Raw genomic sequence first — 15302 nt, forward strand, 5'->3', positions numbered from 1 at the left:
TCAGGTCTTGAGGCGCGCCGTACGGCGTAGCGCTTCCTGCGGCAATTGCACGACCACCTGCAGGCCATCTGGCTCCCACTTGGTTTCGATCTGGCCATTGAGCTGTCCTTCGACGCTCAGGCGGATGAGACGCGAGCCGAAGCCGTTAAGTTGGGGCACTTCCGAAATTGGCGGACCGCCCTGCTCTTTCCAGGTGAGGTGATAGCTATCGCCCACTGTGGCGCCGGTAATGTGCACCCTGCCCCCGGCCAGCGATAGTGAGCCATATTTTGCGGCATTGGTCCCGAGTTCGTGAAACAGCAGCGCCAGTGGTGTTGCCGCGCCATCGTCGATTTCGGCATCCTCGCCAGTGTAGTCGACCCGGTCCTGCTCGTTTTCGCGATAGGGCTGCATCAAGCGACTGACGAGGGCACGCAGGGATCGCTGCTGTCCGGGTTCGTCGGTGTTCTGCGGGCGAACGAAGTCATGGGCTTCGCCGAGGGCGTAGACGCGCTGGCGCAGTTCGTCGGCGAAATCCTTGACCTCGGGACGACCGCGGGCCGAGAGGCTGATAATGCCGGTGAGGACGGCAAAAATGTTCTTGATGCGGTGGCTGAGTTCCTGGGTGACGATTTCGCGTTCTTCGGTTGCGAGCCGCGTTTCGTGAATGTCGGTGCAGGTGCCGATCCAGCGGATGATCTGGCCAGATGCGTCGCGAATGGGGAGCGCAAGGCCAAGGGTCCAGCGGTAGAGGCCGGAGTGGTGCCGCAGGCGATATTCCATCTGATAGGGCGCGCCGGTGGCCAGCGCGTGGAACCAGACAGGCTGGGCGCATTCCACATCGTCGGGGTGGATCAAGTCTTTCCAGATCTCGCTATCGGTCGAACCGGCAGGCACGCCGGTGAACTCGTACCAGCGGGCGTTGTAATAGTCGTGGACGCCATCCGGCAGGGTCGACCAGACCATTTGCGGCATGGTGTCGGCCAGGGTGCGGAAGCGCAGTTCGCTTTCGACCAGCGCATCGGATGTGAGGCGCTGGTCGGTGACGTCAACCACGACGCCCGGCAGGCGCTGGGTGGTGCCATCGGCGCCCCGGCGCGGACGGCCGGAGGCTATGACCCAGCGAACGGAGCCATCGGGGGCAACGAGGCGATATTCGCTCTGGAAAGGGGAGCCATCGGCGAGGCTCGCCTCGATTGTAACGGTGACACGTTCGACGTCATCGGGGTGGATAGCGCCCATGAAATCTTCGAGCGGGGCACCGAGGCCAGCGTGCAGCGGATCGAGATTGTAGAGTTTGGCGAACTTGTCGTCGGCAGTGACGATGTTTTTGGTGACATCCCAATCCCAGGTGCCGATCAGGCTGGCGCCGCTCAGCGCCAGCGACATGCGCTCCTCACTGCGGGCCAAGGCCTTTTCGGCCACGACCCGGTCGGTGGTTTCGTGGACGATGCAGAGTGTGCCGAGCGGGACGCCATCGTCGTTGAGCAATGGGCTGTAGTGAAGGTCCATCCAGCCCGATTCCAGCTGGCCGTAGCGATTGAGCACAAGCTCCTGATCGCGGAGGATGAGCGAGTGGCCGCGGAGGCCGAGCTTGATCTTGTGGCGATTGAACTCGGCGATTTCTGGCCAGGCCTCAAGCGCCGGCATGCCGAAGATTTCGGGGTGCCGGTCGGCGGCAAAGCCGGCATAGGCATTGTTGTAGATGAGGATGCCGGTCGCGCCGATCATCATGACCATTGGCGTCGAGGCTGCCATCATGACGCGGACGGCGCCGCGCAGGCTTTCGGGCCAGGTGGGAATGGGACCCAACGGATTGGACGACCAGTCATAGTCGTTGATCAGCTTGAGGGTTGGGTCTTGCTCAAGGCGGGCTCGCGTTTCAGTGCTGGCGGATGGAAATAGTGACTTGGGCATTCGCGGCTTTCATAACCAACCGACAGTGAAGCAAGGCACCATAACAAATTGGGCCGCGCGTTGATGGTCAAACGCACGGCCCACAAACTTGTTCAACCCAAGGCGAATTATTCGCCAGCGGCGAGGCGCTGACGCGGAGGCTTCTGGGTGTGGACTTCCTCGGCGACGAGGAAGGCCAACTCAAGCGCCTGGCTCGCGTTGAGGCGTGGGTCGCAATAGGTGTTGTAGCGGTCAGCCAGCGTGGCTTCGGTGACAGCCGAGACGCCGCCGACGCATTCGGTGACGTCGTCGCCGGTCATTTCGATATGTACGCCGCCGGCATAGGTGCCCATTTCGCGGTGGATTTCAAAGAACGACTTCACTTCCGAAAGGACGCGGTCGAATGGACGGGTCTTAAAGCCCGTCGAGGCCTTGATGGTGTTGCCGTGCATTGGATCGGAGCACCAGACGACGGTGCGGCCGGCCTTCTGCACCGTCTCGATGAGCCGTGGCAGGTGGTCGTGGATCTTGTCGGAACCAAAGCGGGAGATCAGCGTGATGCGACCGGCTTCATCGGTTGGGTTTAGACGGTCGAGCAGGCGCAGCAGGTCTTCGCTGGTCAGCGAGGGGCCGCACTTGATGCCGATGGGGTTCTTGATGCCGGCGAAATATTCGACATGGGCGGCATCGGGCTGACGGGTACGGTCGCCGATCCACAGCATGTGGCCCGAGGTGGCGTACCAGTCATTGGTGATGGAGTCGCGACGCGTCAGGGCTTCTTCATAGCCCAGCAGGAGGGCTTCGTGGCTGGTGTAGAAGCTGGTCTGGCGCAGGGCTGGGGTGTTTTCTGGATTGAGACCGAGAGCGCCCATGAAGGTGATGGCATCATCAATCTTGCGCGCAACTTCTTCGTAGCGCGGATACCAGTTGGAGCCCTTCATGAAGCCCACCGTCCAATCATGGATGCGGGTCAGTTCGGCATAGCCGCCGGTCGAGAAGGCGCGCAGCAGATTGAGCGTCGCGGCGGACTGGCGATAGGCCTGCAGCATGCGGTCGGGATCTGGCACGCGCGACTTTTCGTTAAAGCCGATGTCGTTGATGATGTCACCGCGATAGCTTGGAAGCTCGGTGCCATCGATGATTTCGGTATCGGACGAGCGCGGCTTGGCGAACTGGCCAGCAACGCGGCCGACCTTGACCACGGGCTTGGATGCGCCGTGGGTCAGCACCACCGCCATCTGGAGGAACACACGGAAAAAATCGCGGATGTGATCGGCGCCGTGCTCGGCAAAGCTCTCGGCGCAATCGCCGCCCTGCAGCAGGAAGGCTTCGCCGCGTGCAACAGCCGCGAGCTTGGATTTGAGGTCGCGGGCTTCTCCCGCAAAGACCAGTGGCGGGAAGGTCGCGAGCTGGCGCTCGGCTTCGGCCAGTGCGGCTGGGTCGGGATAGGCAGGCACCTGGGAAATCGGCTTGGCGCGCCAGCTGTCGGGGGTCCAGGTGCTCATATCAAATCTCGTTCGCGCAGGGGTTGCGGATGGTTGGGGGCGGAATACCAAGGCTGGGCTTGGGGGACAAGGGTAATCGGGAACGGCTGGGAGAGTCTTTGTGCGGATACCCCCACCTCGCCTCCCCCTGATAGGGGGAGGAATTCGGCTGGTGGGTGAGGTGAAATCTCAATTCAAATGGATCAGATCTGGGGCACGCCCTCGTGGTTCGAGGGTCGCTGCGCTCCCACCTCACCATGAGGGCTACTCCTGGCACGGTGTTTTAGTAGCCCTCATGGTGAGGTGCGAGTTCTTACGAGCCTCGAACCACGAGGGCGTGGTATTTGCCGCTAGCCGCCGACCTTTTCGCCATTCCGATACGTGTAGCTGGGCGCTTTAAACGTCACCAATTCCTCGGCGGCACTTGGATGGAGCGCCATGGCGCGGTCGAAGTCGGCTTTGGAGGCGCCCATGCCCATGGGGATGGCGACGAGCTGGATCATTTCGCCGGCGCCGGGGCCCAGGATGTGGCAGCCCAGAACCTTGCCGCCGTCCTTTTCGGTGATCAGCTTGAGCACCATCCGCTCGGTGCGGGTGGAGAGCGTGTTGATCATCGGGCGGAAGCGGGCAAGGTAGACGTCGATATCGCCATGGGTGGCGGCTTCGAGCTCGTTGAGGCCGATGACGCCCAGTTCTGGCTCGGAGAATACCGCTGTCGGGATCAGCGAGTGATCGACGGCCATTGGCTTGTTGTTGAACACGGTTTCGGCGAAATACCAGCCTTCGCGGATGGCGACCGGGGTGAGCGCGGAGCGGCCGGTGACGTCGCCAACGGCGTAGATCGAGGGCACCGAGGACTGCGAATAGGCGTCGACGGCGATGGCCTGGGTCGGGGTCAGTTTGACGCCCAGCTCTTCGAGACCAAGACCATGTGAATTTGGCGCGCGGCCAGTGGCGAACATCACAGCACCATAGGGCGCAGTGACGCCATCGCTGAAGGTGGCGGCGATATCATCCCCGTCCTTGTGGAGCGACTTGATGGTGGTCTGATAGATGAGCTTGATGCCACGCTCGGTGAGCCCAGCCTCCAAGCCACGACGCAAGTCTTCGTCAAAGCCACGCAGCAGGCAATCGCCGCGATAGATGATGGTGGTGTGAACGCCCAGACCGGCAAAAATGGTGGCGAACTCCACGGCGATATAGCCGCCGCCTTCGATCAGGATAGAATGCGGCAGAGCCGGCAGGTCGAAGGCCTCGTTGGAGGTGATGGCGAGGTCAGCGCCAGGGATCTTGGGAATGAACGGCGTGCCGCCCGTCGCGATCAGGATGTATTTGGCCGTCAGGTCACGCCCCTGCCCGTGCAGGTGAACGGTGTTTGGGCCGGTGACGACCGCACGATCCTTGATGACTTCAACGCCCGGCTTTTCGAGGTTGGACGTATAGGCGTGCTCGAGGCGGGTGATTTCCTTTTCCTTGTTGGCCACCAGAGTTGGCCAATCAAAGCTAGCATCGACCTGCCAGCCGAAGCTGGAGGCCACGTCGAACAGCTCGCTGAAGCGGCTGGCATAGACATAGAGCTTTTTGGGAACGCAGCCGCGAATGACGCAGGTGCCGCCGACGCGGTACTCTTCGACGATGGCAACTTTGGCGCCGTAGGTCGCGGCCATGCGCGCCGCGCGAACACCGCCGGAGCCAGCACCAATGACAACAAGATCATAGCTATCAGTCACGGGTGGCTCCTTGGATGATCGTCAACTTACGATGGATATGGGCAGGCGCTTCGCATAAAAAAAGACCCCGCACAAGGCGGGGTCCGATCTTGAGCACGTCGAACTGATGTTAGACGTCAAAGCCCTGCGAGCGCAATTCGGCGCGCACCTTGGCGAAAAATTCGCTGCGGGCGTTATTGGTGAAGACCTGCATGACGCGCTGCAGATCAGCGTTCACTTCGGTATTGGCCTGAGCCAGCTTCTGGCCGGTCGGCGATTCATAGAAGGTGACGATCTGCTGCAGCTCTTCCATCGAGAAGCGCACGGCATAGACGCGTGCAAACTGGTCGAGCAGTTCGCCCTTGCGGCCCTTGTATTCTTCGAGAACCTTGCTGATTGCAGCATTGGTCTGTTCGATCAGCTCGGGGTTCTGCGTCACGATCTGGCGCATTGAGCCAATGCCGATTTCAACGAGGGTGACCTCGTAAACGGCAGCGCGGTCGGTCAGGTCGATATATTTGCGAGCGAGAGCAAGCTGCTCAGGCGGCACTTCCTGCGCCATGGCAGGCAGCGAAACAGCAAGAACCACAGCGCTCAGCGCCACAGCAAGCAGCGCCTTGGCGCGCGACATAACACCGGTCATTGTCGAAATACCCATCTTGTCTCGATCCATCAATTCGTGTCGACCGACAGCGCTTTTACGCCATCCGCGGTCGCCACATAAGCCTTCTTGCACATTTTTAGGAACAGGCCGTGCTGAACCACCCCGGCAATGTCGAGCAAGTCGCGTGATAGCGCTTCTGGATCCGAAATGCGGCCAAAAAATGCATCAAGGATCAGGTGCCCGCCATCCGTCATGAAGGGCGAACCGGCCGTTGCTTCGCGCAGGCGCAGGTCGCCTTCGGCGCCATGAGCGGCAATGACTTCGGCAACGACGCGGCGCGTGGCGCCCAGGCCAAAACGGTTGACCTCGATTGGCAGCGGGAAGCGACCCAGTGTTTCAACCAGCTTGGAGCCATCGGCGATGACGACCATCAGGTCGGAGGCGCTGGCGACGATCTTTTCGCGCAGCAGCGCACCGCCGCCGCCCTTGATCAGGTTGAGATTGGCGTCGAGTTCGTCGGCGCCATCGATGGTCATGTCGAGCCGATCAAGCGTGTCGAGATCGGACAGTGGAATATTGAGCGACAGGGCTTGGCGGGCGGTCACTTCGGAGGTGGGCACGCAGATGCAGTCAAAACCGGCGGCGACTTTTTCGCCCAGCAGTTCGACGAAATGCTTGGCGGTCGAGCCAGTGCCGAGGCCCAGACGCATACCGGGACGCACATCGGCCAGCGCCATGGCGGCTGCTTGACGCTTCAGATCTTCGCTCATCGCCATCCCCTTAGGTGTCTGGCGAGCCAAATGAAGCGGTAAGGGGCGAGTGTCAATGCCGCCGAAAGGCTAAAATCACGGCTTAGTGAACGGCCACTGTAACTTGCTGGCAACACAATTTTGCGAACGTGGCACGAGTGTGGCGATTTCGTGGCGACGACTCCTTCTCGGTGTTTCGCAAACAGCGTAATGAACCACAATTGTCAGGGGCACCGAATCCATCGTGCCGTCAGCCCAGAGGCCAAGTCGTCAGATGTTCAAGTTCAAGTCTGCGGCAGCGATTATGCTGTCCATTCTCTTGTCGGTAACAAGCGTCATGCCGACGATGGCAGCGCGCGTTTACAACCCCGACAGTAATGCCTGGGAAGAAGCTGCGGTCGCCCAGACGCGCAATCGTGGCGGCAGCCCTGTCCGCAAGGAAATCGTTGCATACTCGACCAACTACAAGCCCGGCACGATTGTAATCGAAACCGGTGAGCGCCGCCTCTATCTGGTGCTCGAAGACGGCAAGGCGATGAAGTATGGCGTCGGCGTTGGCCGCGACGGCTTCACATGGTCGGGTTCGCACACCATTACCCGCAAGGCCGAGTGGCCAGGCTGGACCCCACCGCCAGCCATGCGCAAGCGCGTGCCTGATCTGCCAGCCTATATGCCTGGCGGCCCAGAGAACCCACTGGGCGCCCGCGCACTCTATATCGGTTCGACGCTCTACCGCGTGCACGGCACCTCCGAGCCATGGTCGATCGGCCAGGCCGTTTCCTCGGGCTGCATCCGCCTCACCAACGAAGACATCACCGACCTTTATGAGCGCGTAAAAGTCGGCGCCCGGATCGTCGTCAACCACTAAGCTGGTGACGTCGCGCCAAGTGAATTTTGAGGCCGCCCTTCGGGGCGGTCTTTTTGTTGCGAGCGGCTTTGAAAGCTGTGCGGCACACTATAGATTTAAGCCATGACCGCGCCCACCTCCCCTGCCCGCCCGCTGATCGACCGCTATGGGCGGCATGTATCCTATCTGCGCATTTCGGTGACGGACCGCTGCGATTTCCGCTGCGTCTATTGCATGGCCGAGGACATGACTTTCCTGCCCAAAAAGGAAGTTCTTAGCTTTGAGGAAATCGAGACCATCGCCTCGGCGTTTATCGCCCGGGGGGTGACGCGGTTGCGGCTGACCGGCGGGGAACCTTTGGTGCGGCGCGATATCATGGCGTTGGTGGCAACACTTGGCGCGCGGATCGGGCACGGGCTGGATGAGCTGACACTGACGACCAATGGCAGCCAGCTGGCCAAGCATGCGCAGGGACTGGCGGATGCCGGGGTAAAGCGGATCAATGTGTCGCTCGATACGCTGGATGCCGAGCGGTTCCGGGTGATCACGCGGCGAGGACGGATTGCCGACGTGATGGCGGGCATAGATGCGGCGCAGGCCGTGGGGCTCGATATCAAGATCAACATGGTCGCGATGCGCGGCGTCAATGACGACGAAATCGAGCCGATGATGGCCTGGGCGCATGGACGCGGCATGGGGCTGACGCTGATCGAAGGCATGCCGCTCGGCGAAGTGGGCATTGACCGGGTCGATAGCTATCTGCCGCTACGCGAACTGCATGACCGGCTGGCGCGGCGCTATACGCTGAGCAAGCTGGACAAGCGCACGGGCGGACCGGCGCGCTATGTGCATGTGGCGGAAACCGGCGGCGTGCTGGGCTTTATCACCCCGATGAGCCACAATTTCTGCGAGAGCTGCAACCGAGTGCGCCTGACGGCGACGGGGCAGCTTTATCTGTGCCTGGGGCAGGACGATCAGGTGAATTTGAGGGATGCGCTGCGCGATGGTGGACTGCCCGCGCTCGATGCGGCGCTGGACCATGCCATGCTGATCAAGCCCAAGGGGCATGATTTCGTGCTGGATCGGAGCCGGACAGAACCGGCCGTGACGCGGCATATGAGCGTGACGGGCGGGTGAGAGAGTCTTGGTCGGATACCATTACCGATCCTCTTAGGCTCGTCTGCTGCCCATCACCGTGCTGCCCTCGGGCGTGACCCGAGGGCCTGTGCGAGAGGCGCAATGCGGAGTGCCGGGGTAATGGCCCTCGGATCAAGTCCGAGGGCAGCACCGTGTTATTGAAAATATCTCAGCAGATAGTTTGAGCCCAAAGCCTACTTGTCGTCGTCGACCACGATGGCGAAGTCGAGTGGCAGGGCGGTGGTGTATTTGATTTGGCCCATTGCGAAGGCCGAACTTACATCAGTCAGGTTTATCTTGCTGATGAGCTTCTTGTAGAAGGAGTCGTAAGCATGAATGTCGGGCACGACAACGCGCATCAGGTAATCGACATCGCCGCTCATGCGGTAGAACTCGACGACTTCTGGAAACTCGTCGATGACGCCGGCAAATTTGCGCATCCAACCGTCATTGTGCTCGTTGGTTTTGACCGAGACGAAGACGGTGACGCCGACATTGACCTTTGAGGGGTCGAGCACGGCGACGCGGCGCTGAATGACGCCATCTTCTTCCATCTTCTGGATACGGCGCCAGCACGGGGTGGTGGACAGGCCAACTTTCCTGCCGATTTCGGCCACCGGCATGGTGGCGTCCTTCTGCAGAAGGGTCAGAATTTTACGGTCGATCTTGTCCAGTGCCATTACGCCCCCGCGAAATCAGATTTCATATTTCGGGTATATACACCCTTATTCGACTAACTAACTGCCACATTCAGCCGAGGTTAGCAATATTGTTCCTGAATGCGGGTTATGCGCTGTATGGTAGTGTTGCGTTAACCCCACGGCATGCCGAGGGTGGATAACCAGCCGCGGAAGCCCTGAGGGCGCGGGAGATCCTTGCGCCAATCGCGGGGGCTATCGAAGCCGCCTGCCCAGATGCCGAGGGCACCATTGCGGGCCGTGGTTTCCTCAGAGAAATAGCGGCCGGAGGCGACCGCCAGCCCCTCGCGGACCATCTGTGCGCCGACATCGCTGCCGCCGACCGTGCAGACGGCAAGGAGGCGATCATATTGATCGCGACCTTCCGGTTTGCAGTCGAGGGGGCCGGCAGCGAGCAAAGTCACCATGCGATCCCGAGCGGCGCGGCCGCATTGCCAGCTTTCGCCGGTTGCGGAGTTGCAGGTTTGCGCCAGTTCGGGGGCGTCCATGCCCAGCAGGCGGATGCGATCTTCACCCAGTCGTAGGCTATCGCCATCGCTGGCGCGGCCCTGCCCGGAGACAGGCGGCGGCGGCACGTCGAGCGCGGCGGCGACGAGCGCTGTACCGGCCAGAACGACAATGGCGATCACTGCACCGCGCGGACCGCGAAAGATCGACTGACGGGGATATCTGCGACGCCGGATTTCACCACCTATTAACTACGCGCTCGCTACTGTTGGAGACATTGTAGCGAACGCGTTCTTTGTTCGCAGTATTTAGTAACGAGTAATGAGTGCCATGACGTCCCAGCCGGCTGTCATCGAGGACGTCCGCTCTCAAATGGGGCGTGACGGCAAACGCACGGCACAGAAGACTGTGCTTGATGCCCGCCAACGTCTGACCTCCAGTTCAGGCACCCGCGCCGACTTCGATTTCGAGCTGATGCATGAATATGCGCAGTCGCGGCTGAACGCAGCGCTGCCGCTGGCGGCAATCGTCACCATTTTGTCGATCGTGGCCAGCTTCTGGGTGCCGGTGGTGTTCACCTCGCTGTGGGCGGCGATGGTGATCCTGAGCCTTTTGGTCGTCGTGCTGATGGCGCAGCGCTTCAAGAACAGCGATCCATCCAAATTCAATGCTGGGAACTGGACCACCAGCTTCGTGGCGGCCGAAACGCTTTACGGGGTGTCGTGGTCGACCATTGCGCTGTTTACGCTGGTGGCGAACCCCGATGCATTGACGCCGGTGATGTTTGCCATGGTGCTGATCAGCATTGCGGCAAACTCGGTGGCCAGTCACTCGCTGCCACATGCCACGCTGATGAGCACCCTGCCCGTCACCGTGACCGTTGCGATCAATCTGATCGCCTTTGGCGGCACGCTGAACTACACGCTGGCCGCCGTGGTGGTGTGTGGCGAGGCGTTCTTTGTCTATCTGGCGCGCCAGATGCATGCGAGCGAACTCGAAACCATCACGCACCAGTTTGAAAAAGATGCGCTGATCAGCGAACTTGAAGAAGCGCGGCAGATGTCGGACGAAGCGCGCCGCCACGCCGAGCAGGCCAATATTGCCAAGTCGCAATTTCTGGCCACGATGAGCCATGAGCTGCGCACCCCGCTCAACGCCATTATCGGGTTTTCCGAAGTGTTGAAGTCGGAACTGCTGGGACCGCATCAGGTGCCGCAGTACAAGGAATATGCGGGCGACATTCACTCCAGCGGACAGCATTTGCTGAACCTGATCAACGAGCTGCTCGATCTCAGCCGCATCGAGGCGGGCAAGTATGAGCTGAACGAAGAAGTGGTGTCGCTGGTCGATATCGCCGAAGACTGCCGCCGCATGATGGAACTGCGCGCCAAGTCCAAGGGCATTGAGCTGGTCTATAATGTCGGCAACAACCTGCCGCGCCTTTGGGGCGACGAACGCGCCATCCGCCAGGTGGTGCTGAACCTTTTGAGCAATGCCATCAAGTTTACCCCCCAGCATGGCAAGGTCGTGCTGGTGGTGACGCGCAGCGGCGATGGCGGGCAGATGGTGTCGGTCAAGGATAATGGCCCCGGCATTCCCGAAGACGAAATCGCGACCGTATTGTCCTCGTTCGGTCAGGGCTCGCTGGCGCAAAAGACCGCCGAACAGGGCGCCGGACTTGGACTTCCGATCGTGCAGAAGATCATGGAACTGCATCAGGGGCGCTTCGACTTGTTCAGCAAGCTTCGCTTTGGCACCGAAGTGATTGCCACTTTCCCACGCGCCCGCGTGATGGATGCTATGGCGCCGATTGTCGAGAAGAAGAACCGCCTCGAAATATATTCGCAGGTCGGCTAGTTCTGTTGAAGATAAAGTAATTGTCGATTGCTAGATTTGTGAGCAGGAGACATATTACTGGCATGTGGCGACGCGGAACAGCCTTACTGATTACCGACGATCATCGGTCCAGGCATGGACAGATGGTGGCCAAGGATCTTGGCATTCCCGTCGTTGATGTGGACGCGTTCGGCCAAACTGAACTTGCCGAAGACCCCAGCCTGATCTTTGACGTCGACCTGCGCTCGCTGGACACTGTTCGGCGGCTCAAGCCGCTGCTGGCCAATCGTGGCACGGGATGCCGGGTGTTCTTTATCGACCCCGATGTGCGGGTGACCGGCGTGCATGCGCAGGTGCTTGGCGCCGACGTGACGCTGCCCAAGGCCGGCACGGCCAATGACGTGCAGCGCGCCGTGCGCAAGCATTTCGGTATTCCGGCCCGCTCGCGGACCGATGTCGCCAAGTCCATCCAAAACGGGATGATTGCGCTCGACCAGACGTTCCATTCGCTGAATGCGCGGACACAACTCGACACCGACAGTGTGATGGCGGCCGGCGCGCAGATCGCAGACGCCATTCGTGGCGCCGGGGCGGATGCGTGGCTGGCTGCGGTCAAGGGCTATCATGAGGGTACGTTTCACCACTGCATGCTGGTGACCGGCGTGTCGGCGAGCTTTGGCGCACGGACGGGCATGGCGCGCGACGACATTATCAAGCTGACCACCGCCGGGCTGCTACATGACATCGGCAAGGCGGCGGTGCCGGTGGAAATTCTGGACAAGCCAGGCGCGCTGACGGCGGGCGAGACGGCAATCCTGCGCGAACACCCGGTTTTTGGCGCGGATTATCTGGCGGCCCACAGCACGATCGACGCTTCGATCCAGAACGCGGTGCGGCACCATCACGAATTTCTGGATGGCACCGGCTATCCCGATGGATTGCGGGCAGATCAGATCGACGACCTGACCCGCATCCTCACTATCTGCGATATCTACGCGGCATTGATCGAGCGGCGCAGCTACAAGCCAGCCAATACGCCCGAGCAGGCAATTCATGTACTCGAAGCCATGGGCGCCGCCGGCAAGGTCGAGACCAGCCTGGTGCGGGCGCTCCGAGGCATCATGCTGCCGAAGTTGCGCTAGGCGTCCTTGCCGCTGACGGCAGCGCTTTCAAAGGTCGCCATATTGTTGTGAAGGTGCAGCGCCGTCTTGGCCAGCACCGCAGCAAGCGCTGCGCCGCTGCCTTCGCCCAAGCGCATACCCAGATCAAGCAGACTCTTTTGGCCCATGGCTGCCAGCGCACGCGCATGGCCGTGTTCGGCCGAGACATGGCCAAAGAGGCAATGGTCGATGGCGGCTGGATTGACGGCGTGCGCAATGGCGGCGGCCGCTGTGGCGACGAAGCCGTCGACGATGACCGGAACCTTCTGGTGGCGGGCAGCAATCAGCGCGCCGAGCATGGCGGCGATTTCGCGGCCACCGACGCGGGCGAGAATGGCCAGCGGGTGATCGAGTTCGCCGGCGTGATGGGCGAGTGCGCGATCCACTGCGTCGGCTTTGCGCGCAAGGCCCGCATCATCGACACCGGTGCCGCGACCGACCCAATCGGCGCCAGTGCCACCATAGAGCGCGGCATAGATGGCGGCAGCGACGGTGGTGTTGCCGATGCCCATTTCGCCGAGGCAAATCAGGTCGGGCTTACCGGCAATGGCTTCCATGCCATAGGCGATGGTGGCGGCGCACATCTTGTCGTCGAGAGCGGGTTCGATGGTGATGTCGCCGGTCGGGAGTTCCAGTGCCAGTTCAAACACGCGCAGGTTGATTTCGTGCAGCGCACAAATCTGGGAAATGGCGGCGCCGCCATTGGTGAAATTGGCGACCATCTGCGCGGTGACTTCGCGCGGGAAGGCCGAAACGCCCTGATCGGTGACGCCGTGATTGGCGGCGAAAATCGTGACCATCGGATTGTCGAGGCGCGGATGGGCCCTGCCCTGCCAGCGCGCGAGGAACTCCACCATGCCCTCAAGCGCGCCGAGCGAGCCCGCAGGCTTGGTCAATTGCGCTTCGCGGGCGCGGACAGCTTCGACAGCGGCTTCGTCGCCATCGGGGGCAATCGTCAACAGTTCGATGACGTCGGCATAGGCGGGGCTCAGAGTGGGCATGGCGAGTCACGGTGGTTTTGGTTAGGAAGGTGCGGACTTGTTGCCGATTGCAGGATGAAAAGCAATTGAACGCCGATGAGCCTTCTGTCGAACCGAGAGACCCTAGCGTGGCGCAGGCGCCTGCGGGGGGCCTTGGCCTGCGCGACGACTTCATCATGGCGCTGCGGTTTTTTTCGCGGCTGCCGACGGGGGACTCGCCACATCAGAAGCCTGATCTGAGGCGGATCGCCATGGCGCTGCCCCTGGCCAGCGTTGCCATCGGCATTGGGCCGGTGCTGCTGCTGATCGGCGCGTCGCTGATCGGCCTGCCGAGCTATTTTGCGGCGGCGCTGGCGGTTGGCGCGATGATCGTTTCCAGCGGGGCGATGGCCGAGGATGCGTTGGCGGACGCGGCGGACGGGCTGTTTGGCGGCCACACCACCGAACGCCGCCTTGAGATCATGAAGGACAGCCGGCACGGCACCTATGGCGTCGCGGCATTGTGCATTTTCGTGGCGCTGCGGGTGACGGCTCTGGGGGCCGTGGCAGCGGTCAATCCGCTGGCGGCGGGGGCGATCTGGCTGGCTGCGACGATTGTCGGGCGGTCGGGCTCGCTGTGGGTGGCGGTGGCGTTGCCGTCCGCGCGGGTGGATGGCGCATCGGCGACGGCGGGGCGGTTGCCCAAGCGCGGCTTTGCGGTTGGTGCGGTGTTCGCGCTGGTGTTGTTGTTCTTGCTGGGCGGGCCGGCGTCGAGCCTATTGGGACTTGGTGCGGCCGTGCTGCTAGCCATGGCCGTCATTGCGGGCTGGACGGCGTTGTGCCGGCGGCTGGTTGGCGGGCAGACGGGCGACCTGATCGGGACGCTGGGGGCGCTGGTGGAAATCGCGGTGCTGATCGGCCTGCTGCCGTTTGTTTAAGCTTTAGCCTTGAAAATGCCTCGGACCGTGCCTTTATCGTCTTGATGACACACCATAAACCGCCGGAGGCGCAGGCATGATCTTTATCGGCATTGCGCTTATTGTAGCGGTCGGGTTGGCACTTCTGATCAGCGCCGACGCGGGCAGCATGGTGGGCCTGTCGCAAGGGCAGACGGCACAGCTTGTTCCGCTGCTGGTGATCCTGATCGTTTTTGCCGGTGGCTTGTTCACGCGGCGGCGCAAGGCATCCGAACTGGTCGGCAGCGTGCTGCTGTGGATCGGCATTTTTGGCATTGCCGCCGTCACCTATACCTATCGCGATGAGCTGACGGGGATTGCCTCGCGCGTGGCCGGTGAGTTTCAGCCGGGCGTGGCGATGGTGGACGCGCAGCAGGGCACGGCAACGTTCCGGCGCGGCATTGGCGGGCATTTTGAGCTACAGGCCACCATCAATGGCCACACGACGCCGATGATTTTCGACACGGGCGCGAGCGCTGTGGTGCTGACCATTGCCGACGCGGAAGCGGCAGGGATCGATACGGACCGGCTGAGTTTTACCATGCCGGTTTCGACGGCAAACGGCACCGGGCGCGCGGCGCGGGTGCGGCTCGATCAGATCGAGGTGGGCGGGATCGTGCGGAAGCGAGTGTTGGCGTTTGTGACGGAAGCCGGGGCGCTGGAACAGAGCTTGTTGGGCATGACGTTTCTGGAGACGCTGGCGCGGTATAGCGTGACGCAGAATTCGCTGGAGCTGGTGGACTGAGGGGGGCCGGTGGCTGGCCCTCGTGGTTCGAGGCTCGTAAGAACTCGCACCTCACCATGAGGTCTACTTTTAGCTCAATGGTCCAGTAGCCCTCAT

At 61.6% G+C, this 15302-nt stretch carries 14 protein-coding genes; 6 read left to right on the forward strand and 8 right to left on the reverse strand.

What is annotated here, in order from left to right:
* The 5 genes from ABIE28_RS11200 to rpiA form a co-directional block, all read right to left on the reverse strand.
* Entirely contained in the window at window positions 1–1896 is a 1896-nt protein-coding gene (locus ABIE28_RS11200; RefSeq protein WP_354062926.1) for a PAS domain-containing HWE histidine kinase family protein, read from the reverse strand.
* Between the two features lie 107 nt (window positions 1897–2003).
* Window positions 2004–3380, reverse strand: a complete 1377-nt coding sequence (locus ABIE28_RS11205) for a class II 3-deoxy-7-phosphoheptulonate synthase (RefSeq protein WP_354062928.1) — start codon at window positions 3378–3380, stop codon at window positions 2004–2006.
* Window positions 3381–3709: 329 nt separating this feature from the next.
* Window positions 3710–5089, reverse strand: a complete 1380-nt coding sequence (gorA, locus tag ABIE28_RS11210) for a glutathione-disulfide reductase (RefSeq protein WP_354062930.1) — start codon at window positions 5087–5089, stop codon at window positions 3710–3712.
* 109 nt (window positions 5090–5198) lie between these two features.
* Window positions 5199–5726, reverse strand: coding sequence for a DUF2059 domain-containing protein (locus ABIE28_RS11215; RefSeq protein ID WP_354062932.1), 528 nt, complete (start codon window positions 5724–5726; stop codon window positions 5199–5201).
* A gap of 14 nt (window positions 5727–5740) precedes the next feature.
* On the reverse strand, window positions 5741–6442 hold the full coding sequence (gene rpiA / locus ABIE28_RS11220) for a ribose-5-phosphate isomerase RpiA (RefSeq protein WP_502913383.1): 702 nt from the start codon (window positions 6440–6442) through the stop codon (window positions 5741–5743).
* Between the two features lie 253 nt (window positions 6443–6695).
* Here rpiA and ABIE28_RS11225 point away from each other — a divergent pair, with 253 nt between their 5' ends.
* Both ABIE28_RS11225 and moaA read left to right on the forward strand, forming a co-directional pair.
* Complete coding sequence (locus ABIE28_RS11225; protein WP_354062936.1) at window positions 6696–7289, forward strand: L,D-transpeptidase; 594 nt, start codon at window positions 6696–6698, stop codon at window positions 7287–7289.
* A gap of 102 nt (window positions 7290–7391) precedes the next feature.
* Window positions 7392–8405, forward strand: coding sequence for a GTP 3',8-cyclase MoaA (gene moaA / locus ABIE28_RS11230; RefSeq protein WP_354062938.1), 1014 nt, complete (start codon window positions 7392–7394; stop codon window positions 8403–8405).
* A 194-nt stretch (window positions 8406–8599) separates the two neighbouring features.
* Here moaA and ABIE28_RS11235 read toward each other — a convergent pair whose 3' ends face one another.
* On the reverse strand, window positions 8600–9079 hold the full coding sequence (locus tag ABIE28_RS11235; RefSeq protein ID WP_354066440.1) for an Lrp/AsnC family transcriptional regulator: 480 nt from the start codon (window positions 9077–9079) through the stop codon (window positions 8600–8602).
* 137 nt (window positions 9080–9216) lie between these two features.
* Window positions 9217–9732: a thermonuclease family protein gene (locus ABIE28_RS11240; protein WP_354062940.1), complete on the reverse strand. Its 516-nt coding sequence runs from the start codon at window positions 9730–9732 to the stop codon at window positions 9217–9219.
* Between the two features lie 148 nt (window positions 9733–9880).
* Here ABIE28_RS11240 and ABIE28_RS11245 point away from each other — a divergent pair, with 148 nt between their 5' ends.
* Together ABIE28_RS11245 and ABIE28_RS11250 are read left to right on the forward strand one after the other, a co-directional pair.
* Window positions 9881–11407: a sensor histidine kinase gene (locus ABIE28_RS11245; protein ID WP_354062941.1), complete on the forward strand. Its 1527-nt coding sequence runs from the start codon at window positions 9881–9883 to the stop codon at window positions 11405–11407.
* A gap of 125 nt (window positions 11408–11532) precedes the next feature.
* Window positions 11533–12528 (forward strand): HD-GYP domain-containing protein, encoded by a 996-nt coding sequence (locus ABIE28_RS11250; protein WP_354062942.1) that lies wholly within the window; start codon window positions 11533–11535, stop codon window positions 12526–12528.
* Here ABIE28_RS11250 and cobT read toward each other — a convergent pair.
* Window positions 12525–13547, reverse strand: coding sequence for a nicotinate-nucleotide--dimethylbenzimidazole phosphoribosyltransferase (gene cobT, locus ABIE28_RS11255; RefSeq protein ID WP_354062943.1), 1023 nt, complete (start codon window positions 13545–13547; stop codon window positions 12525–12527). The two genes, ABIE28_RS11250 and cobT, sit on opposite strands and share 4 nt — an antisense overlap.
* A gap of 107 nt (window positions 13548–13654) precedes the next feature.
* Here cobT and ABIE28_RS11260 point away from each other — a divergent pair, with 107 nt between their 5' ends.
* Entirely contained in the window at window positions 13655–14443 is a 789-nt protein-coding gene (locus ABIE28_RS11260) for an adenosylcobinamide-GDP ribazoletransferase (RefSeq protein WP_354062945.1), read from the forward strand.
* A 76-nt stretch (window positions 14444–14519) separates the two neighbouring features.
* Complete coding sequence (locus ABIE28_RS11265) at window positions 14520–15206, forward strand: retropepsin-like aspartic protease family protein (RefSeq protein ID WP_354062947.1); 687 nt, start codon at window positions 14520–14522, stop codon at window positions 15204–15206.
* Window positions 15207–15302: the final 96 nt, after the last annotated feature.

The organism is Devosia sp. 2618, from assembly GCF_040546815.1.
Lineage (GTDB): Bacteria > Pseudomonadota > Alphaproteobacteria > Rhizobiales > Devosiaceae > Devosia.